Annotated in this window: 21 protein-coding genes; 16 read left to right on the forward strand and 5 right to left on the reverse strand. The window is 32.0% G+C overall.

What is annotated here, in order from left to right; translation table 11 throughout:
- The first annotated feature begins 200 nt into the window (after positions 1-200).
- From LNQ49_RS19255 to LNQ49_RS19265, 3 genes are all read left to right on the forward strand, one after another.
- Positions 201-1,802 (forward strand): T9SS type A sorting domain-containing protein, encoded by a 1,602-nt coding sequence (locus LNQ49_RS19255; protein WP_229990633.1) that lies wholly within the window; start codon positions 201-203, stop codon positions 1,800-1,802.
- A gap of 124 nt (positions 1,803-1,926) precedes the next feature.
- A complete protein-coding gene (locus LNQ49_RS19260) occupies positions 1,927-2,769 on the forward strand; it encodes a hypothetical protein (protein WP_229990634.1) in 843 nt (280 codons plus the stop codon).
- A 108-nt stretch (positions 2,770-2,877) separates the two neighbouring features.
- Positions 2,878-3,489 carry a hypothetical protein gene (locus tag LNQ49_RS19265; protein ID WP_229990635.1) on the forward strand — a complete coding sequence of 204 codons (612 nt, stop codon included), beginning with the start codon at positions 2,878-2,880 and terminating at the stop codon, positions 3,487-3,489.
- 94 nt (positions 3,490-3,583) lie between these two features.
- Here LNQ49_RS19265 and LNQ49_RS19270 read toward each other — a convergent pair whose 3' ends face one another.
- Entirely contained in the window at positions 3,584-3,964 is a 381-nt protein-coding gene (locus tag LNQ49_RS19270) for a T9SS type A sorting domain-containing protein (RefSeq protein WP_229990636.1), read from the reverse strand.
- A gap of 611 nt (positions 3,965-4,575) precedes the next feature.
- On the opposite strand from LNQ49_RS19270, the gene LNQ49_RS19275 reads away from it, so the two are divergent.
- The 3 genes from LNQ49_RS19275 (at position 4,576) to LNQ49_RS19285 (ending at position 8,976) form a co-directional block, all read left to right on the forward strand.
- The gene (locus LNQ49_RS19275) at positions 4,576-6,615 is read left to right on the forward strand and encodes a M13 family metallopeptidase (protein ID WP_229990637.1); all 2,040 of its coding nucleotides are present in this window, start codon (positions 4,576-4,578) and stop codon (positions 6,613-6,615) included.
- A 771-nt stretch (positions 6,616-7,386) separates the two neighbouring features.
- Positions 7,387-8,253 carry an alpha/beta hydrolase gene (locus tag LNQ49_RS19280; protein WP_229990638.1) on the forward strand — a complete coding sequence of 289 codons (867 nt, stop codon included), beginning with the start codon at positions 7,387-7,389 and terminating at the stop codon, positions 8,251-8,253.
- Positions 8,254-8,421: 168 nt separating this feature from the next.
- The gene (locus LNQ49_RS19285; RefSeq protein WP_229990639.1) at positions 8,422-8,976 is read left to right on the forward strand and encodes a hypothetical protein; all 555 of its coding nucleotides are present in this window, start codon (positions 8,422-8,424) and stop codon (positions 8,974-8,976) included.
- Between the two features lie 64 nt (positions 8,977-9,040).
- Here the strand turns inward: LNQ49_RS19285 and LNQ49_RS19290 are convergent, their stop codons facing one another.
- The 3 genes from LNQ49_RS19290 to LNQ49_RS19300 all read right to left on the reverse strand — a co-directional run bounded on the left by LNQ49_RS19290 (position 9,041) and on the right by LNQ49_RS19300 (position 13,429).
- Entirely contained in the window at positions 9,041-10,837 is a 1,797-nt protein-coding gene (locus tag LNQ49_RS19290) for a T9SS type A sorting domain-containing protein (protein WP_229990640.1), read from the reverse strand.
- A 179-nt stretch (positions 10,838-11,016) separates the two neighbouring features.
- Positions 11,017-11,988: a TerC family protein gene (locus tag LNQ49_RS19295; RefSeq protein WP_229990641.1), complete on the reverse strand. Its 972-nt coding sequence runs from the start codon at positions 11,986-11,988 to the stop codon at positions 11,017-11,019.
- Between the two features lie 424 nt (positions 11,989-12,412).
- The gene (locus tag LNQ49_RS19300; RefSeq protein ID WP_229990642.1) at positions 12,413-13,429 is read right to left on the reverse strand and encodes a glutamine synthetase beta-grasp domain-containing protein; all 1,017 of its coding nucleotides are present in this window, start codon (positions 13,427-13,429) and stop codon (positions 12,413-12,415) included.
- 405 nt (positions 13,430-13,834) lie between these two features.
- Here LNQ49_RS19300 and LNQ49_RS19305 point away from each other — a divergent pair, with 405 nt between their 5' ends.
- The 10 genes from LNQ49_RS19305 to LNQ49_RS19350 all read left to right on the forward strand — a co-directional run bounded on the left by LNQ49_RS19305 (position 13,835) and on the right by LNQ49_RS19350 (position 24,624).
- Complete coding sequence (locus LNQ49_RS19305) at positions 13,835-16,024, forward strand: glutamine synthetase III family protein (RefSeq protein ID WP_229990643.1); 2,190 nt, start codon at positions 13,835-13,837, stop codon at positions 16,022-16,024.
- A gap of 398 nt (positions 16,025-16,422) precedes the next feature.
- The gene (locus LNQ49_RS19310) at positions 16,423-17,112 is read left to right on the forward strand and encodes a hypothetical protein (RefSeq protein ID WP_229990644.1); all 690 of its coding nucleotides are present in this window, start codon (positions 16,423-16,425) and stop codon (positions 17,110-17,112) included.
- A gap of 111 nt (positions 17,113-17,223) precedes the next feature.
- On the forward strand, positions 17,224-17,709 hold the full coding sequence (locus LNQ49_RS19315; RefSeq protein ID WP_229990645.1) for a hypothetical protein: 486 nt from the start codon (positions 17,224-17,226) through the stop codon (positions 17,707-17,709).
- Positions 17,710-17,755: 46 nt separating this feature from the next.
- Positions 17,756-18,442, forward strand: a complete 687-nt coding sequence (locus LNQ49_RS19320; RefSeq protein WP_229990646.1) for a curli production assembly/transport protein CsgE — start codon at positions 17,756-17,758, stop codon at positions 18,440-18,442.
- Between the two features lie 81 nt (positions 18,443-18,523).
- The gene (locus LNQ49_RS19325; protein WP_229990647.1) at positions 18,524-18,973 is read left to right on the forward strand and encodes a curli assembly protein CsgF; all 450 of its coding nucleotides are present in this window, start codon (positions 18,524-18,526) and stop codon (positions 18,971-18,973) included.
- A 70-nt stretch (positions 18,974-19,043) separates the two neighbouring features.
- Positions 19,044-20,420 carry a CsgG/HfaB family protein gene (locus tag LNQ49_RS19330; protein WP_229990648.1) on the forward strand — a complete coding sequence of 459 codons (1,377 nt, stop codon included), beginning with the start codon at positions 19,044-19,046 and terminating at the stop codon, positions 20,418-20,420.
- An 84-nt stretch (positions 20,421-20,504) separates the two neighbouring features.
- On the forward strand, positions 20,505-21,995 hold the full coding sequence (locus LNQ49_RS19335; RefSeq protein ID WP_229990649.1) for a carboxypeptidase regulatory-like domain-containing protein: 1,491 nt from the start codon (positions 20,505-20,507) through the stop codon (positions 21,993-21,995).
- A gap of 155 nt (positions 21,996-22,150) precedes the next feature.
- Positions 22,151-23,329, forward strand: coding sequence for an AIR synthase related protein (locus tag LNQ49_RS19340; RefSeq protein WP_229990650.1), 1,179 nt, complete (start codon positions 22,151-22,153; stop codon positions 23,327-23,329).
- 299 nt (positions 23,330-23,628) lie between these two features.
- The gene (locus LNQ49_RS19345) at positions 23,629-23,985 is read left to right on the forward strand and encodes a hypothetical protein (protein ID WP_229990651.1); all 357 of its coding nucleotides are present in this window, start codon (positions 23,629-23,631) and stop codon (positions 23,983-23,985) included.
- 42 nt (positions 23,986-24,027) lie between these two features.
- Positions 24,028-24,624, forward strand: coding sequence for a GNAT family N-acetyltransferase (locus LNQ49_RS19350; RefSeq protein WP_229990652.1), 597 nt, complete (start codon positions 24,028-24,030; stop codon positions 24,622-24,624).
- A gap of 94 nt (positions 24,625-24,718) precedes the next feature.
- Here the strand turns inward: LNQ49_RS19350 and LNQ49_RS19355 are convergent, their stop codons facing one another.
- Entirely contained in the window at positions 24,719-25,339 is a 621-nt protein-coding gene (locus tag LNQ49_RS19355; RefSeq protein ID WP_229990653.1) for a M949_RS01915 family surface polysaccharide biosynthesis protein, read from the reverse strand.
- Between the last annotated feature and the right edge of the window lie 2 nt (positions 25,340-25,341).

Below are 25,341 nucleotides of genomic sequence, written 5' to 3' on the forward strand. Positions count from 1 at the left end.
ATATAAAATCTAATAATTATAAAAACGCATTTAGTTGACTTAAAGTTGATTGGATGCGTTTTTTGTTTTTATGTGTAATGTTTTATGATAAAAAATATTTATAGTTTAAAAACATTATATATTTACCTCAATTAATTAACAAAATAACAGTTTGATAAATTTTACGCAGACTGATTAAAAAACTAAATTTACTATACAGAATGAAAACAAAACTACTTTTATTTTTTTTAATAGTTGCAATTGTCAAAATTGATGCCCAACAACTAATCTATAATTTTTCAGGTAATCCAATAGGCCTTATTAAATTTAATAATAATATTTTTTTTAATGCTTCTTCTGAAGGTTTTGGTAATGAAATATGGCAAACAGATGGAACTATCTCAAATGCGACTTTACTGAAAGACATAAACCCAGGCAACGAGAGTAGTTACTCTCGTTTATTAAATAGCAGCTCAGCAATTTTAAATAATAAATTGTATTTTATTGCAAAAGATGGGAGTTCAGATGGTGAAATTTGGAAGACGGACGGAACTGAAAATGGGACAACAAAGGTTACAAGTTTTATTAATGGAAGAACTTTAAAACTTACAACCGTAGGGAGCTACATATATTTCTTAATAAAAACAATTGATGACCCATTAACAAGCACATTACAAGTTTGGAGAACGGATGGAACAACAGGAGGGACAATATTAGTTAAAGAGAATTTGCCTATTTGGAATACCCCAACTTTTGAAGGCAAATGCAATGATACTTTTATATTTACATTTCAGCCTCCTAGCACAAGTAATTCCAGAGTTTGGAGGAGTAATGGTACTTTAGAAGGAACCTTTCCGATTACCCCTGAAATAGATGGAAATGGATCTGGTGGGGGGACTACAGCTTTAAGTCAATATATTGAACATAACAATAAGTTATATTTTGTTAGTAGAAATTTTCTACATGAGACTGATGGAACTCTCGAAAACACAAAAAAGGTTGGAAGTTTGTACGAAGCAAATACTAATTTGGTAGCATTTAGTGATGTTGTTGAAGTGAATAAAAATTTATATTTTATGTTTTATTTACAGGATAATAAGTCTATGTCAATATGGAAATTTAATCCTGTAAGTGAAGATATAAGTATTATATATAATAATGTTTTTACTGCTCAATATTTTTCTCCTTCTAATTTAGTAAAAGCAAATAATTCTTTGCTCTTTTGTGCATCAAATAAAACAGAGGGTGGTGCATCTTTGGTGTCATTAGATCTTGCTAATAATGCGGTATCAGAAGTAAAAACGTTTTCAGATGTTAATATAGAAAAGCCTTTAGTGTTTAATAAAAATTTTCACACATATACTATTTCTAAAATTAGAGATAACGAGTATTTTATTATATCTGGAGTAGACAAAGGTTTTAAACGAAAGGGATGGATTTCTAATGTGGTAACGCATAATATAGAAAATATTAGTGCATTAGATAATGTAACATATGCTATTACTTATAATGACTATTTATATTATTCAAAAGACAGTAAATTATGGAAATATGTCAATAATTTGAATACTGAATCGATAGAAAGGAAAGCTTCTTTAATACTTTATCCAAATCCTTCATCTGATTTTATAGAAATAAATTCAAGTAACGAAGATAAAATTGACAGTATTCATGTTTTTGATTTAAATGGGAAATTAGTAATGAACTTATCTGGGTATAATAATAGCAATAGAATTGATATATCTAAACTGAATCAAGGAACTTACATTGTGGAATTTAAGTTAAATGGAGCTTCAGTTAGTAAAAAAATAATAAAGAAATAAAGTAATTAAAATAAAACATACAAGTTGTTCAGAAAACCTCTCAGAAATGAGAGGTTTTTTTATTTTGATGTTCAATACGATATAGTATATTTACGATTAATTTAATAGAAAAAAATCTACAAAGATGAAATATTTATTTACGGTTTTGTTTGTCGGAATTTGTTTTATTTCTTGCAATAGCGATGAAAATATTACAGATGATAGTAGTAATGAAACTTTGATGAGAGAAATGAATCTGAATGTTATGTATCCATTCAGTTCCCCAATTAATCGAGGGGAGATAAATTTTATTTTTGAATATGATAATAAAAATAGATTAACAAAAAAAAACGGAGGATATTTAGCGATTGCTCTTGCAACGGGTTTTGATTCCTATTTTAGCGATAAAGTATATAAAACATTAATTTATACTGACAATAAAGTTACTGTCGAAAATTTTTATGCTGGAGATGATGTCACAATTCAAAGAAACCCCATTTATTACACTTTAAACAGTGCTAATCAAATTGAAGAAAAAGTAGATCCAAAGATTATTTATATGACAGCTTTTAAAAAGCAATCGTATAAATATTCAAATGGGAAACTGGTTGAGATAGTAACAACTTTTCCTAACATATCATACGATCCAAATGATGTTGAGGATTATATACTTACATTTTCTGAGAAATTTTATTATGATGTCAATAATAATTTAATCAAAACAGAATATTTAGAGTTACATAATGGAGTGTTTAATGGAGAAAAGATTGTCAGGACTTTTGAAGACTACGATAATTCCCTTAATCCATTTAAAAGATTACAGTTATTAGAGGAGTATTTTTATCGTTCGCTCTCACAAAATAATTTTAGAAAATATACAGAGACATTAGATAATTTTGGAACTATTACTACAAGAAAAACTTCTTGGACATTCCCTTATGATGCTAAAGGTAATATCATATACTATACTAAACCAGTAAAGGAATAAGAAAAAAGACAGTTTTAAAAGCTGTCTTTTTTAGTTTATATAAGCAATAAATTAGCTACAGGATACTGGCTTTACTTTGTAGATTTGTCGAATTGGATAGTTGTAAAAATGATAATAGAAAATAAAGGAATTAAAACAGATACTTTTTATATACCTCCTTTTAATTTAGAAAAAGGAGAAGTTGTTGTATTGTATTTGCATAATTGTTCTGAATCATATGATGTAGAAATGTTGCTCAAAAGTATTTTTTGTGGCACTGTAAAAGATGAAAACGTCATAATTCATAAAAAGCTGAAATTTGTAGAACATTTTAAAGAATCAAACTTAAGAAGATATTTTTGCCCAATTACAGTTGGTGAGTATTTGCGAAAAAATACAGATTTAAATAGTTCATTTTCAGAAAAAATATTTGAAACTAATTGGATTACTAATAAAACAAAAGTTAATACACTTCCTGGAAATCCAAGGAAGCTTTTGTCTTTGTATGCCACACTTTCAAAAACAAAAAACATTGTATTTGATTTAGTAGGGCAAGATCCCCAGGGTGTAGAATTTGCATTTGAAATGGTAAAGGAAGCTGTAAAAAATGATGGTTCAGCTATTTTATTCTATCATTTTGATGGATTGAAAGAACATTGCTCTAAATATATTGAACTAGAATGGGTAAATCATTCAGGAAGTGATAAGGATTCTTCATGGCAGAATGGATTTGAGAGCTAAACTTTAAAAACAAAACCCCCATTCTCTTGAGAGTTGGGGGTTTTTATAATAACTAAAATTGTAATTGTTTTGAGCTTAACTAAAAGCTAATAAATTAACGACGAAAAGCTGGACTTTGATTAAAACTTTCGTTAGCTGTTTTATTTGCTTTAGAAGATTTTACAACAATCTCGTGTTTTATTTTATTGGTATTGTCTTGTACTTCAAGATAGTAAGTTCCTGCAGGGAATTCTTCTAAGCTTAATGTTTTTGAAGTCTCTAATTCATTAGTTGCTACTCCTTTGTATATCAAATGGCTCTCATTATCAAAAATTGAGAAATTTGATTTTTGTTCTCCATTCAAGGTAAAACTAACTACTTTACCATTTCCAGTTTTTATATTCAAGATATAATCCCCTTTTCCATCAATAGCATAAGTACTCATCGTTGTCAAAAAAATAACCAATACTAAGCTTAATCCTAAAATCTTCTTCATGTCTTTGTTTTTTGTTTTAATTTTCAAATCGCGGTGCGCAAAACTACAAATAGTTTGTTAACTGCAAAATATTTTTTATGTTAAATTTAAGGTCTAAGTAGCTGATTTAAAACTGTTTCTGTCTGACCTGTGATTATATACGGATTTAGAGAAACTTTGGATGTTATTTTATAACTTTTTTTTAATCAGTATTTTATGCTTTTGTAGTAATTGGCGTATAAAAAATAAATTTAAAGCAAAAAACAGTTAAGCAAACATCTTGTTTTTGAATATTTAGCACACTTTTTTAATATAACAAATTGCTCTTTTAGCGAATAAAAGAGATATTTTGAAAGACTATAAAGTACAAAATAGTGTTATTTAGTATCAATGAACTTTGTTACGAAAGCGGATTCAATAATTTTAGGCACCTTACACAAGAAAAAGGGTATTGCAATACCGTCATGAATTAAAACGGTTATTAGGTAATGATTTAATAGTGAACCGTTAATTGTAAAATGATTCATTTTGTATGTTAGAAAAATTTATATTTACATTCTTGTTTTTAATTATTATAACAAACAAGAGGTAATTAGTTACATTCAATCAAAATAACCAAAATTATAACTTAAATGAATTTATTTAGAACACTTATCGTATTTGCTCTAACAGGAATAATCGTTTCTAGCTGTGGCAAAAAAGAGCAAACAGTATTCCCAGACCCTTTACTAACCAATCGAGATACAACTGTAAATCCTGCAGATGATTTTTTTAATTATGCCAATAACGGATGGTTTAAGAAAAATCCAATTCCAAGTACCGACAGTAATAATGGTATTTCGAGAATTATTATGGACACGATTAATAAGCAAATAAAAACGATTTGCGAAAAATCGGCAACAGATGAATCGGCAACAAAAGGAAGTAATAAGCAAAAAATAGGTGATTTTTATGGCTCGGGGATGGATACAATTGCTATCGAAAAAGCAGGTATATCTCCGCTTAATAACGAAATAAAAAAAATCACTGCTATTAAAGACATTCCAACTTTGGTAAGTTCTATAGCGCATTTACAAACAATAGGTGCTAGTCCAGCCTTTTCGTTTTATGTAGGTCAAGATGATAAAATAAGCACAAAATATGCGCTGTTTTTTAGTCAAGGCGGATTGGGTATGGGACAAAGAGATTTTTATCTCGATGCCGATAAACGTAATGAATCTATTCGAAAGGAGTACTTAATTCATCTAAAAACCATGATGAAATTTATGGGAGAAGACGAAACCACTGCTGCCAAGAGTGCTACAAGTATTATGAAATTAGAAACAGCACTTGCAAAATCGTCACGTAAGTTAGAGTTAGTGCGAGATCCAATAAAAAACTACAATAAACTTACATTAGAACAATTTAGTAAAACTACACCAAATATTGATTGGAAAACAGTTCTGCCAGTCTTAGGAATTACCAAAGCTGATTCAGTAATTGTGGGGCAACCAGAGTTTTTTACAGCATTAAACGGATTACTGAAAACGTATCCTATTGAAGAATGGAAAACATATCTTAAATGGAGTTTAGTAAATGCTTATGCTGGTTATTTAAATGCAGCTGTTGAGAAACAAAATTTCAAATTCTTTTCAACGGTAATGAACGGAGTTAGTGCTCAAAAACCAAGATGGGAAAGAGTAGTTGGTCATACAGATAATTATTTGGGAGATTTAGTAGGGCAGGTTTATGTAGCTGAATATATGCCGAAGGGAGTTAAAGAAAAATTACTAGAAATAGGTAATAACATACGTGATGTATTTGCGCTACATATTAAGAAATTAGATTGGATGAGCGATACAACCAAAGAGAAAGCATTGAAAAAGCTGAATAAAATTGTTATGAAAGTTGGCTATCCAGATAAATGGAAAGATTTGAGTAAGCTTGCTATTGATCGTAACTCTTATTGTAGCAATGTACTAAGAGCTAATTCTTGGCATTACAATTATATGGTTGATAAATATGGTAAAGCTGTAGATAGAAATGAATGGATTATGCAGCCACAAACATATAATGCGTATTATCACTCAAGCAATAACGAAATTGTAATTCCTGCATGTAATATTATCGTTCCAGGTTATGAAGGAAGAATGCCTGATGATGCCATATTATACGGAATTCTTGGAGGCTCGTTCTTTGGGCATGAAATCACTCATGGGTTTGATGATGAAGGAAGCCTATATGACGAAAAAGGGAATTTAAATAATTGGTGGACAGCTGAAGATTTGAAAAAATTTAATAAAAAAACCAAACTGATTGTTTCGCAGTATAACAAATTTACTGTACTTGGTAAACATGTAAATGGCGATGCAACTCAAGGTGAGAATATTGCTGATTTAGGTGGTGTTGTAGTAGGTTACGAAGCATTTAAGAAAACAGCACAATATAAAAACAATGAAAAAATTAGCGGATTAACACCAGATCAACGTTATTTCCTTTCATATGCTTATTCATGGTTGGTAAATAGGAGAGATGAATCGAAGATTAATCTAATCATGACCGATGTACACGCTCCAGAACAATTTAGAGTAAATGGGCCATTAAGCAATATGCCAGAGTTTTATAAGGCATTTAATGTGAAAAAAGGAGACAAAATGTATCAACCAGATAGTTTACGAGTAGTGATTTGGTAGTTTTTTAAAGGTTCTAAGTTGCTGAGGTTCTAAGGGACAGAGGAACAAAGGGACAGAGGTTCAAAGTAACAAAAGAGGCAGAGGTTCAATCTATACGTAAAACAATCGCAATCTTGTCATGCCGAGGCATGAGGCATCTCACAAGTAGCTCGACAATTTAGGATACTTCGTGTTCCTTTCTTACGAGGCTTTAGAGGGAAAACAAGATTACAATTATTTTATGTTCAATTGAAATCTTTGCCTCTTTTTTTTGAGAAAGAAAGGTTCAAAGGGAGAGGTTCTGAAAAGGTTCAAAGTAACAAAGAGGCAGAGGTTCAATCTATACGTAAAACAATCGCAATCTTGTCATGCCGAGGCATGAGGCATCTCACAAGTAGCTCGACAATTTAGGACACTTTGTGTTCCTTTCTTACGAGGCTTTAAAGGGAAAACAAGATTACAATTATTTTATGTTCAATTGAAATCTTTGCCTCTTTTTTTTGAGTAAGAAAGGTTCAAAGGTTGCAGAGGCTCAAAGGGACAAAGGTTTAATATACACGCAAAACAATCGCAATCTTGTCATGCCGAGGCATGAGGCATCTCACAAGTAGCTTCCTTTAAAGGAAAAACAAGATTATAATTACTTTGTGTTCAATACAAACCTTTGTCCCTTTGAGCCTTTGTCCCTTTGAGCCTTTGAACCTTTCTAGCTTTGTACCTTTTCAAAACCTCTGCACCTTTGTCTCTTTTTTTATATCTTAGAGCCTTAGTAACTTAGAGCCTTTAAAAAAAATGAAAAACTTTAAAATTGTATTAATGGCTGCTTTTTTATGCAGTTCACTTTTGTCTTATGGAGCCAAAGTAGATACACTACAAATTGCTAGTGCTGCAATGGGGAAAACGTATAAGGCAGCAGTTGTTTTACCAAATTCCTATGCCAAAAGCAAAGCTTCATTCCCCGTATTGTATTTATTACATGGCGCTTACGGACATTTTGGAGATTGGTTAAAAAGTACACCAGATAAAAAACTAGTACAAAATTTATCAGATCAATACAATTTGATTGTTGTAATGCCAGAAGGAGAAACGTTTAGTTTTTACTTGGATAGTCCAGTGAATAAAGAGAGTCAGTTTGAAACCTATATCACCAAAGAAGTAATTCAGAAAATAGACAAAACTTACCGAACTATTAGCGATAGAAAGGGAAGGGTAATTTCAGGACTTTCTATGGGAGGGCATGGAGCATTGTCATTATCGGCGAAACATCCCGATTTGTTTTGTGCTGCTGGAAGCATGAGTGGTGCTGTAGATATGGGGAGTATGTTAAATCGAGATTCAGCTGCTCAGGTAGTAAAACTAATGCAACCTATTTTTGGAGATAAAAGTGATGATGTAGAATTGTATAAACAAAATGCAGTTTTAGGAATGGTCGACAAAATAAAAGCCAATAAGCTAGCCTTAATTATAGATTGCGGAGTTGATGATTTTCTAATCGAGCCCAATCGTGAATTGCATCGAAGATTGGTGTATAATAAAGTAGCCCATGATTATACCGAAAGACCAGGAGCACATACATGGGACTATTGGGAAAATTCATTGCCTTATCATGTGTTGTATTTTAGTAAAGTCTTGGCTAAAAATGGAGCTGTTGTAAATTAAAAAGTAATATTCTGTAAAATAAAAGTACTAAATAATAAAATTTTTAGTATTGAAAACCAGTGTTATAGAGGATATTATGAGATGTTTTTTAGATAAATAAGTGCTGTTTGTTTTTTTTGGTTTGATTTTTGGAATACCTTTATATATAAAATCTTAAAAATAAAAAACATGAAAAAGATAATTACACTTTTTGCAATTATAGGATTAGTTGCATTTTCTAGTTGCGAAGGACCAGAAGGACCAGTAGGGCCTCCAGGATTTGATGGGCCTCCAGGATCTAATACACCTTTGCCTCAAACTTTTGAAGTTCAAAATGTAAACCTTGGGAGTGTGAATGGTGATCCTAAGTTGTATAGTATTTATAGTACTTTCCAATTTGAAATAAAAAGTAATTTATTTGATGATGAAACTATTTTGATTTATAGACTTGCAGGTGCTACATCTTCAGGATTAGATGTTTGGGAATTAATACCAAGAACAAATATTTTTCCTAATGGTGATATTTTAAATTATAATTTTGATTTTAGTAAAGTAGATTTTACTATATATGCTAATGGTAATTATAATTTAGCTAGCAGACCAACGTTTGTTAATAACCAAACTTTTCGTTTTGTTATTGTGCCATCTGATTTTTTAAAAGCATCTGTTAATAAAAATAATTATTCAGAAGTTATGTCTGCTTTGAATTTAAAAGAAAGCCAAGTTCAACTTATTAATTTATAAGTTTTGCGTTTTAGAAATGCCAATAAAAAAGGGAATCGTAAGATTCCCTTTTTTTGTTTCAATTTTAATTGGTTTTATAGAATTTTAATTGAGTAGTCCTACTAGGAGTTGATTGTAAATTTATGAAATAAGTTCCTATTGGTAAATCTGAAATATTTATACTTATTGTATATGGATCTACAAGTGAGAAATTATTTGAATTAACAATCTGCCCCATAATATTAACTATATTTAAATTAAGATTATTTGGTTTGTATGCAAAATTTTTATTTTTGATATTTATAACTGATGTTGCGGGATTTGGGTAAATGATTACGCTAGATTCAGAATTTTTATAATTTATTGATGATAGATTTATTTCATTACTATAAGAAAAAATTCCATTATAATATTGTGGTTCTGTAACGCGTCTATAATTATATATAACTGGGGTTGACCAAGTGATTTCGCCTCTTCTGTTACTAGAAACAAGTTGAAGAGTAGGGGGTAAATAATCTTTAGATGTTGCTCCGACAATATTTGACCAATTACTAATTTTCCCACTATTATTATTGTCAATAGATTGACTCTGCCATTGATATTTTAAATATTGGTTTGTTTCTGGTGTTGCATCTGAACCAATAATAAGAGTAGGTGTGCTAATGGTATTCGAAGCTGATATTATAAGAGCTTGATCACAACAAATGGTATTGTTATTACGAACAGTTCTAAGTACTATTTTTAAAGAATTACTAGTTATTTTTAAATCTTTATAAATAGCAATTCGTCTTACTAAGTAAACGTTATCTTCAGAATCACTTAGGATTGGAAGACTTGATGAATTTAATGAAGCGCTATTTTCATTAGGTAGAGTAGTCCAATTATTCACTATTGGATACGTTTTATTTGTTAAGCCATATTGCCATTCATATTTCTCAATTTCTGCATATGTATCACTTCTTTTAGGTGTGTTAAATGGATCTTGTAAAGTATTTAGGTTTACAGTAGGCCAATTGCCAATTATCATTTTTGGATTCGTATTTGTAATTTCAGCAAAATTGTTTTCATCTATTGATGCGTCAATAGTAATTTCATTTCGAGAAATAGGGGATGGGACAACAGTAACAGTTATGGTGTTGCTTTTATTTGTGTGATTAAGGGTATTATTATAGCCTAGACCCCTCGAAACTGTAAAATTTTTAAGCTCAGTTATGTAATCCAGTTCTAATGTTTGGTTTTCAGTGCTTAAAAATTTAATTGTGCTATTTCCGGTTGCGCTCCAAGAGCTGTTTATACCATAGTTATAATTTGCATACGGATTTGCATATTGTGAACCTATTATAAGCGAAGGTTTCTCTCCAAGTCTTACAGTTTGGTTACAACATAAAGTATTTGCAATATTTGCAGGGTTAGGAGCATCGGCAGGTGGTGTTAAAGTTCCTCCACCAAGAGTTGAATTTTTTATAACTGCAATGCTGGCGCTTTTGTAAACCACACCAGTTGCATTTTTATATTCTGCATATACATACCCTCCTGAGGTACTAAAATCGTTCCAGTTTAAAGAAATCACAAATTGGCGATTAGCGGTTTTACCTCCTCCAAAAAGGAGTGTTCCTCCATTGCCTCCTGAAGGTATGCTTGCTCCAAGGGCATTGGCTTTAAGATAATATACGTTTATAGTGCCATTATCTCCTGGGGGAGCAGGAGAATCTACTTTAACGTTTAATGAAACGCTTGATATAGGAGTTGATTCAAGGTTTAAAGGTCCTGACGTGAAGCTTTTACCATTTACAACTAGTGGAGTAAGGGTTACTTTTTGTCCAAATAAAAGAGTTGTGTTTAACAAAAGGAATAGAATGTAATAAAAGTATTTCTTTTTCATAAGCAAAATTTTTAAATTAATAACTGAATAATCAGCAACTAATATAGTATTTTGTTTGTTAAATTTTGTTAAATATATTATTTTTCTTATATTTTAACAGTTTTAGTTACTTTAAAGACTTTTAGAAAACAAAAAAGGGAATCGTACGATTCCCTTTTTTTATGATTATATATAAAGAATTAATCCTCAGGTTCTGTAACTTTATCTTCCTCAGTTTTTTTACTTGATTGTAGAGAAACAATAATACCTACGGCAAGAGCAAGACCTATAAATGCTAAAGAGCCCCATTCAGGTATTTCGATATAATCGTGAAGTAACATTTTAAGGCCTACAAAACTTAAAATAGCAATTAAGCTATATTCTAGATAACTGAATTTTGCAAGCATATTGGCTAGGAAGAAATACATAGAGCGTAAACCTAAAATCGCAAATATATTAGAGCTGAATACTAAAAACGGATCTGATGTAATGGCGAGAATTGCAGGAACGCTATCTATCGCAAATATTACATCCATTACTTCAATTATGATTAAAGCAACAAAAAGAGGAGTTGCCGTTTTTCCTTTGTCAGTCCGAATGAAAAACTTCTCTTTATCGGTTTCAGAAGTGATAGGTATGATTTTGCCTAAGGTTTTGTATGCAAATGAGTCTTTAGGATGAAAATCTTCTTCATCTTTAGAGAACAGCATTTTCATAGCAGTAAAAAGCAAGAATGCTCCAAATAGGTAAGTTGTCCAAGTGAACTTATTAATAAGCATGACGCCAAAGAAAATCATAATCCCTCTAAACACAATAGCGCCTAGAATTCCCCAGAATAAGACACGGTGTTGGTACTTTTGCGGAATCTTAAAAGAGGCAAAAATAATAGCGATCACAAAAATATTATCAATACTTAAGGATAGTTCGATTAGATATCCAGTGATAAATTTTACGGCAGCAGCTGCAGGTTTTAATCCATCGGGGTTTTCTACGTAGTTTGTCGAGTACAACCAATAGATAACGCCAGAGAATAAAAAGGAGACACTTACCCAAATAAGAGTCCATTTACTGGCTTCCTTAGTACTTATAATATGAGGTGTTTTGTTAAACACACCAAGGTCAAGAGCAAGGATACCGATTACCGCAATTAAAAATAGAATCCAGACAATCATAAACTATTTTTTAGAATGAATTACAAAGATAGTTTTTGGTTTTTTACTTAAGAAGCATATTGTCAATATTTTAATACGTTAAATGTAAAATGTTGTAAGTAAGATGAGGGATGTTAAATGTTAAAAGCGTGAGGTGAGAAGTGAAAGATGAAAATCATATAGAGTATTTACTCAATAGAGGTATTGAATAAGGAGAGGCAGTATTAAAAATAAGAACATAAGGCAATGAATGTTTTCGAACCAAAGTTTTATTTAGAATTTCTCTTCTCGCATTTCATCCAGTATCTCGTCCAGCATTTCACATTTCACATTTCGCATTTCTCATTTCACTTACAACATTTCATTTATAAGATCTCATTTAAAACCAAAAAAAAGTGCCTACATAGATATGAGGCACTTTTATTATAGTATTTGGCTAAAAAGATTACAATGCTGATTTAACAGTTTTGATAATTCTAGCAGCAATTTTATAAGGGTCACCGTTAGATGCAGGTCTTCTGTCTTCTAACCAACCTTTCCAACCTTTTTGTACAGTAATCAATGGGATTCTTATCGAAGCTCCTCTATCAGAAATTCCGAAAGAGAAATCATGAATAGAAGCAGTTTCGTGTTTACCAGTTAAACGTAAATCGTTATAAGCACCGTAAACAGCAATATGCTCAGCAGTAACAGGACGGAAAGCTTCACAGATTTTTTCGTAAGTAGCTTGATCTCCACAAGTTCTTAAAACTTCGTTAGAGAAATTAGCGTGCATACCAGAACCATTCCAATCAGTATCACCAAGTGGTTTAGGGTGGTATTCGATATAGTAACCATATTTTTCAGTCAAACGATCAAGTAAGTATCTAGCGATCCAAATTTCGTCACCAGCTTTTTTTGCACCTTTAGCAAATAATTGGAATTCCCATTGTCCGCAAGCAACCTCTTGGTTGATCCCTTCAAAGTTAATACCAGCAGCGATACATAAATCAGCATGCTCTTCGACTAATTTTCTACCGTGTGTGTTTTTTCCACCTACAGAGCAGTAGTACATACCTTGTGGAGCAGGATAGCCTCCTACAGGGAAACCTAATGGCAATAAAGTTTTAGTGTCCATGATGAAATATTCTTGTTCAAAACCAAACCAGAAGTCATCATTGTCATCATCAATAGTAGCTCTACCGTTAGATGGATGCGGAGCTCCGTCAGCATACATAACTTCAGACATAACTAAGTATCCATTGATACGAGTTGGATCTGGGTAAATTGCAACAGGAACCAATAAACAATCTGAAGATCCACCTTCGGCTTGTTTAGTTGAAGATCCATCAAAAGACCAGTTACCAAGTTCTTCTAATGTTCCTTTGAAATTTTCGTGTTCTTCAACTTTAGTTTTGCTTCTAAGATTTTGTGTTGGTTCATATCCATCTAACCAAATGTACTCTAACTTTATTTTAGCCATAATAATATAAATTAATTTTTTTTTGATTTTTTTGTTGGGTCAAATATATATTTATTTTTTTATTGCTAGAAAAAAGGGGGTGATTTTTATTTATGCCATTGTTATTTTTTACATAAGCTCATTTTTTGGATGCTAAATTTTTAAATAGGCAATTTTATAGGGGGATAAAAAATAATTTCGCAATAATGGGCATTTTTTTATAAAATCAGTATTATCTAATGGTTATTAAATTGTGTCATTAATGCCGAAAATGGCGGGGTTTTGTTAAATTACTTCGAAAAGATGGGGGTGTAGTTTGAAATAGTTCCATAAAAGGTATCGATAGGGGTATAAAAGAAGGGTTTTATTATTATATTTGCACTTTATTATAAAATCTAAATTAATAATAACTTAAAATTTGTCAGCATGTCAACATTACGTTTCCAAGCTTTAAAAGAAGCTTCAACAAGAAAGCCTGTTCAGTTTGAAGAAACAGACAGAAAATCAACCATTTTTGGTTCTAATGTATTCAACGATAAAGCAATGAAGCAATATTTGACTTCAGATGCATTTAAAGGAGTACAGGGAGCGGTTCAGCATGGAACTAAGATAGACAGGAAACTGGCTGATTATATCGCAATGGGTATGAAAGAATGGGCTCTTTCAAAAGGAGTTACACATTATACACACTGGTTTCAGCCATTAACAGGTACAACTGCAGAAAAGCACGATGCATTTTTTGAGATATCATATGATGGTAGCGATTCATTCGAAAAATTTGGAGGAGCACAATTGGTACAACAAGAGCCAGATGCATCAAGCTTTCCAAATGGAGGAATAAGAAATACATTTGAAGCAAGAGGATATACTGCATGGGATCCAACATCACCAGCATTTATTTTTGGAACTACATTATGTATACCAACTGTTTTCATTTCATATACAGGAGAAGCATTAGATAATAAGATTCCTTTATTAAGAGCATTATCTGCAATTGATGATGCAGCAACAGATGTTTGTAAATATTTTGATAAGAATGTTAAGAAAGTTACTGCAACTCTTGGATGGGAGCAGGAATATTTCCTTGTAGACAAATCTCTTGCAGAATCTCGTCCTGATCTTATGATGACAGGAAGAACTTTGTTAGGGCATACTTCTGCCAAAGGACAACAATTAGACGATCATTATTTTGGTTCAATTCCTACTCGTGCATTAGTTTATATGAGAGATTTGGAGCAAGAGTGTATGTTATTGGGTATACCAGTAAAAACACGTCATAATGAGGTAGCGCCAAATCAGTTTGAGTTGGCACCAATTTTTGAAGAGACAAATCTAGCAGTAGATCATAACTGTTTATTAATGGATGTAATGCAAAAGGTAGCCGAGCGCCATCACTTTAAAGTATTATTTCATGAAAAACCTTTTAAAGGAGTTAATGGATCAGGTAAACACAACAACTGGTCGTTGGCAACAGATACAGGAGTAAACTTGTTAAGTCCAAGCAAAACTCCGATGAGTAATTTACAGTTTTTAACGTTCTTTATTAATACAATAAAAGCGGTTAATGATTATGAAGAATTACTAAGAGCAGCAATTGCGACAGCAAGTAATGATCACCGATTAGGAGCAAATGAAGCACCACCGGCAATTATCTCAGTATTTATTGGTGAGCAATTAACAAAGGTATTGGCAGAATTAGAAGGGGTAACAACTGGAAAATTATCGCCAGAAGAAAAAACAGATTTAAAATTAAATGTAGTAGGTAAAATTCCAGATGTACTTTTGGATAATACAGATAGAAACAGAACGTCACCATTTGCATTTACAGGAAATAAATTTGAGTTTAGAGCAGTTGGTTCAACAGCAAACTGTGCTAATTCAATGACTACACTTAATACTATTGTTGCAAAACAATTAAAAGACTTTAAAGTAGAAGTTGATGCTTTGATTGATTTAAAAGACATGAAGAAGGACGACGCCATCTTTAATGTTTTGAGAGAGTATATTAAGGTTTCTAAAAAAATCCTTTTTGAAGGAGACGGATATAGCGAAGCATGGGAAACTGAAGCTGCTAAAAGAGGATTGAGTAATCATAAAACAACTCCAGAGGCATTAAAAGCAAGAGCATCTAAGAAAGCGTTGGATTTATTCTCAGAAATGGGAATCATGAATCATGTTGAGGTAGAAGCACGTTACGAAATTGAATTGGAAGAGTACACTAAGAAAATTCAAATAGAAGGAAGAGTTTTAGGAGATATATCTAAAAATCATGTTATTCCTACCGCTATTCGTTATCAAAATACATTGATAGAAAATGTAAAAGGATTAAAAGAAATTTTTGGAGACGAATTCCTTACAATTGCAAAAGAGCAAATTGTATTGATTAAACAAATTTCTGGACATATTGAAGGAATCAATTCAAAAGTAGAAGCGATGACTGATGAAAGAAGAAAAGCAAACCAGCTTACAGATGCGCAAGAAATGGCAGAAGCTTATTGTAATAATGTAAAACCTTATTTTGAGGATATTAGAAATCATTGCGATAAACTAGAGTTACTTGTAGATAATGAAATCTGGACATTGACTAAATATAGAGAACTATTGTTTACAAAATAAGGGTTAAACCTTAAGGATAAAGAGGTCTGGTATATACCAGACCTTTTTTTGTATTATAAAGTCAAAAAGCATCTTAAAATTGTATTTTTAAGAATGAAAACGGAATCTAATATTAATTTAATGGCTTTAGTAATTTTTTTCTGATAGCATTTAAAGAATAAGGTAGCATTTCATCGTTAATGTTTTGCACTTCATCGAAAAAATCTTTAACTAATTGTAAAATAGGTATTTATACCTGTTTGGGTAAAATAAAGTTCTTTAAATTTGAATCATAATTAAGAAATAAAATGCTTCTTTTAATTTTATTTAACTTATTTATAATTACATTTTTTGGAGTGATTCCCCGTCACAAAACCTACATAATAATTTGTATTAATAACCAATTAAATATATTTATTATGAAAAAAGTAGTTTTAAGCATCTCCGCGATGCTATTTGTAGGTGCAGCAGCAATTGCTCAAGCGAATGTGAGCGATGTAAATCAAATTGGCTGGTTAAATGGAGCTTTAGTAGCTCAAGTAGGTTCTTCAAATGACTCACAAGTTACACAATTTGGTTTAGCAAATTTAGCTTTTGTTGGCCAAACAGGAGATTCAAATGAATCAGATGTTACTCAAGCAGGTGTTCTTAATATCGCTGCTGTAAGTCAAGATGGTGATAGCAATAGTGCAACTATAGGACAATTAGGACTAGGAAACATTGCAGTAATTGATCAAATGGGTAATAATAACACTGCATTAACTGCACAAGTAGGAGCTTTTAACTCTGCTTCAACTACTCAATCTGGGGATAACAATAATGCAACAACATTACAATTCTTCGTTGGTAACTCATCAACTATTGATCAAGATGGAGATGGAAACAATGCGTTCGTGTTCCAAACTTACTGGTTTAACGACTCTAGTATTTATCAATTAGGAGATGGAAATACAGCAATTACAGCACAACTTGGATACGACAACATGTCAACTGTTTATCAAAACGGTATAGCTAATTTTGCACTTACATTACAATTAGGTAATGACCATATGAGCACAATTTCTCAAACAGGTATTGCAAACGGAGCTATAGTTTTCCAATCTAACTAAGCTTTACTTTGAAGAAGTAGAATCTTAAATTTTACTGGAATTCAGTTTATACCAGTTTTATTTATAAAACTGGTATAAATTTTTAAAATTGATTTATTTAAAAAATGTATCATGAAACCAATAGTGTATTTAATATTATTTCTATTTACAAGTATTGCTTTCTCTCAGGAGTTAAATCCGATACAAAATGCATATGCTATAAAAGCATATGAAAGTAGTAATAACTATAGAAATCAAAACGCCAATTTGTTTGTTCAAAATAATAATATTGTAAATATTATGCAAATAGGGAATTACAATACTGCAGTTGCAAGTATCATTAGTAATAATGCCAATGTAGTTCTTAATCAAATAGGAAATGATAATTATATAAATATGTATAAGAAAGCACCAGAAATTAATGAATCAGTTATTCAAACTGGAAATAATAATATGGTGAGCGATTTTTCTTTATACTCCAGTGGAGCTATAAATATGTCGATTATTCAAAACGGAAGTAATCTAAACGTTTTTAATAATGGATCAAATTCTATATCAGAAGGAATGAGAATTACTCAAACCGGAAATTCGGGAACAATTTATATTTTCAATCATTGAGACTATGAAGCAGTATATTATAAATATTATTTTAATTGTGATGCTAATGCAAAATACATATGCGCAAGTGGTTTATACAGAGGTGAAAGCAAAAATTGAAATTGAAAAAATAGAAAATTTACTTGCGATTACCGGGACAGCCGAAAATTTAAAATCAGAGTTTAAAAACATCTCTTATAAATTATCGGTTTTAAAAGTAAATAAATCAAATTCTAATCAATCAAATAATGCGCAAGATGGTAGAGTTACATTAGAACCAATTCAAAAAGTAAATCTTTCAAAAACACAGGTGAATTTTACACCAGACGATGAAATAATCATCTTGTTATTGATTTATGATGATAATAATGCAGTTATAGGAAAAGATAAAGTAATTTTTGGTGGAAAGGATGAATCTAGAATAGCCATTCCAACACCTACAGACGGATTAGAAATTAATGGTATAGTTTCAAACGATACCAAGACTAAGTTAGGCAATGATTTTTACGATTATTTTTATTCAGAATATTCGAAATTAAAAATCAAATCACATAAGATCGTTACGGTTCGAGAAGAGTTAACCTTCGGAAGAACTACTAAGATAATGATAGATGTTGATGGAGAAATAATAGATGAATTTATTTCAAGACCAGACGAAGAGTTTTTAAAATACATGGCAGAATCATCATCGGCTAAAATTTTTAAGTATTTTAAAAACATCGAACGACAAAATAAGTTTATCACTCAGTATTGAGTTGTGCATTTAATTAGTTGACTTTTTAAATAGATTGATTAAATGTTTTTGACAGTTATTTTTAACCCTAAAAATACCAAAATGAAGACAATAACTTTACTATTTTGTTTACTAGGAATATGTTTTACTTCAGTTGCGCAAGATTTAGCATACAAACCTATCAACCCAGCTTTTGGGGGAGATACTTTTAACTACAATTGGTTGCTTAGTTCGGCGCAAGCACAAAATGACTACAAAGAAGATAAAACTACAGGATTCGAACAAAAATCAGATTTACAACGTTTCAAAGAGAATCTTAACAATCAATTGTTGAATAGACTTTCCAATTCTTTGTTTGAAGATCAGTTTGGTACGGGTACAGGTACAACAGGTATCGGTACTGGTACAGGAGGAGGAGGAATTAAACCAGGATCCTATGTCTTTGGAACACTCTCTGTAGATGTTTACGATTCCAACCTTGGTCTTGTTGTAGATATCTTGGATATAGAAACTGGGGAGCAAACACAAGTAATTGTTCCTGGAAACAATTAGGCAGATGTTTTTTATTGCCTAATACCATCTTTCACATTTTTATCGATAATAAGTTAATAAAGACTCACTTATGAATCAAAAATCACTTTTTGGAGTTCTAATAGTTCTTTTATTCTCTGGCTGTGGTGCGTATTTTAATCAACCAGTTGGAGTGCAAAAAGCTATTTATGGAGAGAATACACCAGCTACCTCGGCATTAACCAATATTCCTAAACCTAAAGAACAAATTGTTGTTGGGGTCTATAAATTTAAAGATCAAACAGGACAGTATAAAGCCATTGAACAAGGAAGCACATTTAGTACAGCAGTCACACAAGGAGCTACTTCTATTTTGATAAAAGCACTTGAGGACTCAAAATGGTTTATTCCAATTGAACGTGAAAACTTAGGAAATTTACTTAATGAAAGAAATATCATTAGATCTACTAGACAGGAGTATTCAACTAAACCTAATGAAAAAGAAGCCCCATTGACGCCTCTTTTATTTGCAGGTGTTTTGCTAGAAGGAGGTATTATATCCTATGACACAAATATTATTACAGGAGGTTTTGGTGCTAGATATTTTGGTGCAGGAGCTTCAGTAAGATATAGACAAGATAGAGTTACAGTTTATCTAAGATTAGTTTCAACATCAAACGGTAAAATTTTAAATACTGTTTATGTTTCCAAAACAATTTTATCACAAAGTGTCGATGCCAATTTATTTCGATACGTAAACCTAAACAGATTATTAGAAGTCGAAACAGGTTTTACTAGAAATGAACCTATACAATTAGCCGTTACCGAAGCTATAGAAAAAGCAGTTGAGGGGCTTATTGTAGACGGAATAAAAGACAAACTTTGGGAAGTAGACGCCCCAAAAGTTCAGGTTGATAACTTTGTTGCGGGTTATGATAATGAAAAAAGCGAAGCCGATTTAGCACAGCTTTACGGCAGAAACCTAACCGAGAGAAGAGGACGCTTTGGAATTGAGCTTGCAGGTGGAGCAACCTACATGCAAGGTGATTATCCTAACCCAGTTGCAAAACCAATGGGAAGAGGTGCCGTAAAATTTTTCATTACCCCAGCTTTTGATGTTAGTGCTTCAACAAATGTTTTTAAACTCGGTAATAAAGACAAGCTAGATGTTGGGTATGCAACTCTAGATTTAAATCTAGAATTATCGATACTACCTCACGATGTCTTTACCCCTTTCGTTTTTGGAGGAGCAGGTGTAGGATTCAATTCCAAGTATAAAAATATGCATACTAAGGTGCAAGTTGGAGGAGGCCTCGAGTATTTGATGACAAGCAATCTTGGTTTGAAAGTGTATGCAGAATACAATGTAAATTTTACAGATATGATAGATTATGTCGATAGTGGAGTCAGGGACGATTTTTATTGGCGATTTGGTTTAGGGGTAACCTATTATTTCCCAAAGAACTATCATAGAAAAAAGAGAATGTAAATTTTCTTAGCGACAATAAAAATATCTCATTCGAAAAATCATATCGAATAAACTTGATAAAAGTCTAATAAATAAAATCTACAAATGAAAATAGGATTAAGAATTTTAGTGTGTTTTATTCTTTTGATTTCTTGTAGTGAAGAACAATTGAAGGATGGAGCAAGTGGAACTGTAAAAGGAAGGGTAGTTGAGGCGGGAACGTTTACGCCTATCGAAAATGTACGCGTGTCCTCAAGTCCTGCGACAAGTACAGTGTTTACAGATAAAGATGGTTACTTTACTCTAGAAGGAGTATTGGTTGGAGATTATTCTTTTCAGGCTCAAAAAGACGGTTATATTGCCAGATTTGAACCCGGAAAAATTACTGCTGACGCAACAGTGCAAATTATATTTGAATTAGAAATTTCTACTGCAAATAATAAACCACCAGATATTCCGGTGTTAACAGCTCCAGTTGATAATGCAAAAGACCAACCTTTGAATTTAAATTTAACATGGACAGCTGCCGATAAAGAATCAGATTCTTTAACTTATACCGTTACTATAAAAAATGGAACGACTGATGAGATTAAAACATATCCAGATCTTAAAACAAAAACGTTGGCAATAAAAGATTTGAGCTATAGTACAAAATACTATTGGCAAGTAGCAGCTTCTGATGGAATTAATAAACCAACCAATAGCGCAACCAATTCATTTACAACTTTGGCATTCCCAAATCCTAGATTTTTGTATGTTAAAAAAGTAAATAATAATAACGTTATTTATACTGCCGATGAAGCAGGAAATCAACTACAATTAACATCTGCAAATGTTAATAGTTTTAGGCCAAGAAAAAACTTAAGTGTAAATAAAATTGCGTACCTTAGTTCCGATGGTTCTCAGAGTCAGATATATACGATGAATCCGGATGGGTCTGGAGTATTTAAAGTTACAAATTATGTACCTGTTGCAGGATTTAATATGGAGTTTGTAAATTATTGCTGGAATACAAACGGAAGTCAGATAATTTATCCAAATTTTGATAAATTATATCGAATAGATTCAGATGGAGGAGGACTTGTTCAATTGTTTCAAACGCCAAACGGAAAATTTATATCTGAGTGTGATTGGAGCCAAGATGGTAGCCAAATTGCGCTAAAAGTAAATGATAGATCGGGATATAATGTAGAAATTTATGTAATCGATATGTCAGGAACAGTTTTGTATACGATACAAACAGGTTTAAGCGGAGCAACAAGTGGATTGAATATTTCGGTAGATAACCAAAAAGTAATTTTTACAAGAGATGTTTCAGGTTTTGAAAATACCACATACCGAAGATTAGATTCCCGAATTTTCATGTACAACCGTTCAACCAATGCTGCTGTGGAGCTAACAACTCAAAAACAGAATGGTTTTAATGATTTAGATGTGAAATTTTCACCAAATGAAGCCGAAGTCATATTTGTAAATACATCCAATGATGGTATATCGGCACAAAATGTACAAAAAGTAAGTGTCAATAATTCAAGTGGTTCAACATCATCAAGAACCACATTATTCCAAAACGCATCAATGCCCGAATGGAAATAATCGTGGTATGGATATAGATTTCCAAACACTTTTTTTTAAAAATCCGATGAGACTCTCAAACTTATCGGATTTTTTTATGTTTCAGACAGCCATAAAACGCAACAATTAAAAAAACTGGTTATCTTTGCACCACATCAACAACACAAACTAATTTCATGAGTTCAGATTCAAGCAAAAGGTACGCACAAAGAGGAGTTTCGGCATCTAAAGAAGACGTACACAACGCCATAAAAAACATTGATAAAGGACTGTTTCCACAAGCATTTTGTAAAATTGTCCCAGACTATTTAACCCAAGACGAAGCATATTGCCTTATTATGCATGCCGATGGTGCAGGTACAAAATCATCTTTGGCCTATATGTATTGGAAAGAAACAGGCGATATATCAGTATGGAAAGGAATTGCACAAGATGCATTAATCATGAACATAGATGATTTACTATGTGTAGGAGCAACAGATAATATCTTGCTTTCATCAACAATCGGAAGAAATAAAAACTTAATTCCAGCCGAAGTAATTTCAGCAATTATCAATGGAACCGAAGAACTGATAAAAGAGTTAGATACTTTTGGCGTGACCATTCATTCAACAGGAGGAGAAACTGCCGATGTTGGTGATATTGTACGTACGATAATTGTAGATTCTACAGTAACGGCACGTATGAAACGTTCAAAAGTAGTGGATAATGCTAACATCAAAGCAGGTGATGTAATCGTAGGATTGGCTTCATTTGGTCAATCAACATACGAGAAAAGTTATAATGGAGGTATGGGAAGCAACGGATTAACATCGGCACGTCACGATGTATTCGGTAAGTATTTAGCAACCAAATATCCAGAGAGTTTTGACGCAGCTGTTCCTGAAGAATTAATTTATTCAGGACAAGTAAAATTGACAGATGCAGTAGAGAATAGCCCAATAGACGCAGGACAATTAGTGCTTTCGCCTACAAGAACCTACGCACCGATTATTAAGAAAATATTAGATAAATATACGCCAGACGAAATACACGGAATGGTGCATTGTAGTGGAGGAGCACAAACTAAAATCCTTCATTTCGTGCAGAATTTACACATTATAAAAGACAATCTATTTCCAGTTCCACCATTGTTTCAATTAATTCAGGAGCAATCTAAAACAGATTGGAAAGAAATGTACCAAGTATTTAATTGTGGGCACCGTATGGAATTATACGTTCCCGAAGCAATTGCAGAAGACATCATCGCGATTTCAAAATCATTTAATGTCGATGCACAAATCGTAGGAAGGGTAGAAGCTGCTGATACTAAAAAATTGACTATCACTAGCGAATACGGTACTTTCGAGTATTAAAAACAAAATAGTTACATATAAGTTATATAAGTTCATATAAACGTAGTGTCAAGCCAACTGAAATGAATTTATATAACTTATGTGTTTTTATTATAATTACAAGTAGCTTTTTTAGGAGCTAATCCTGCTGTACACTATATCTTTTCCGGCATCCCGATAAATATTGGGACCGCCCAAAAAGGATGTCGTTACTTCCGATAGCTATCGGAACAGGGTTAAAAATTACAGTTAGATAAAAATAGTGGGAATGGAATTTAAATTTCAGAACCCAAGTTTTTTTAATCTTTTAATTTAAAGATATGTACGAATTACTTTTTTGGAAATATTCAGAGGGGTTTTATTTAAACCACCACGAAGTATACGAAGCACTTGTCGAAGAACAAGAAGTTGAAGGTTTAGAGCAGCTTCCTGTTGCAGTAATCCTAAACAGGATTAGCTCATTATTTTCTAAATGGGAGAAAGTCGATGACAACAGTTGGAAAAATAAAGAAGGAAAAGGAGCTTTTCAAGTAATAACTACACCACAAAGCATCAGAATCGATTGTTACGGGACTGAAGGAAAAGCAATGGATATTCTAGTAAATGCATTGGAGGAATTTAAATGTCCGCTATATGATCCACAAGTTCCAGAGCGCTATGATGATATGAATGAATAATTAAATGTTTTTTTAATAAATTACAAAACTGATTTTTATAAAATGGATTTTAATTTCGCCTCAAATATAGTACTCGAAGATGATTTAGTTTTACTACGTCCTTTGCAAAGAACAGATATAGACAACTTATTAGAAATTTCTCTTAACGAACCAGAAACTTGGGAATATTCGTTAATTCGTGCCAACGGAAAAGAAAATCTTGAGAAATATATTGATATTGCTATTAATGCGAGAGATAATAAAATCGAATTTCCTTTTATTGTTTTTGATAAAAAATCAGGAAAATACGCAGGAAGCACCCGTTTTTACGATATGAGTATTTCGTACAAAACACTACAATTAGGATATACTTGGTACGGTTCAGCCTTTAGAGGGACAGGATTAAACAAGCATTGCAAATACTTATTATTGCAATATGCTTTTGAAACCATGGGAATGGAACGAGTAGAATTTCGTGCTGATAATAATAACCAGCGTAGTGTTGCTGCAATGAAAAGTATTGGTTGTAAAGTTGAAGGAGTTTTACGTAATCATATGCCAACTTTTGGTAGTGATGTGCGTCGCGATACCATTATTTTGAGCATCTTACGCGAAGAATGGTTTAGCGAAGTAAAAGAAAACTTAAAGCAAAAACTATAATATCTATTTATCAAGTAGCACCCATTTAGTTAAGACAGGCATAAATCATTGTAATATCTATAGCTAAAAATAATTGCATTCAGTAAAATACAATCTACCCGTCTTTCAATAATACATGCTGTTCTTTTCTAATTTTGGCAAGTAATTTATCGATATAAGATTTTATTTTTTGCGGTAATAAATCCCAGTTTTTATCTTTCTTAAAACTTCTACAATAGTCTAAGTCGCACTCAACAGCGCGTATAGCGTATTTTTTACCTTTATAAACAGTAATGATTTTAATACGTCTTATATTTTCATCATCTGTTTTGGTGCCATATACAAGTATAGGTTCTATATATCCATCATTGTCTATATCCTGAGTGCTACAATATTTTGTCCAAAACCAAATAGAAGTTTCTTCAGCTTCAGCACTTTCAACGAAATCGTTTATAGTCCATTTTACGAGATAACCACCATGATCATTTAAATAGCAAACGGCTTCAATTTTGGTATTTAAGGTATCTTTAGACGAAACAACTTTTTGATTCTCATTTAAAGTCAGCTCATAAACGCCGCCTTTATCTTGGTATTCGTAGGCTCTAAAAATGGGAAATTTACCCTTATCCAAATCTCGTTCGATTATTTCGCTTTCGCTCAGTATTTTGCTTTGTGCAGCTTGCGAAAAACCAAGTATAGAGTAAAAGAAAACTAATAATAAAATAAGTTTTTTCATAA

The organism is Flavobacterium pisciphilum, assembly GCF_020905345.1.
GTDB classification, from domain to species: Bacteria; Bacteroidota; Bacteroidia; order Flavobacteriales; family Flavobacteriaceae; genus Flavobacterium; species Flavobacterium pisciphilum.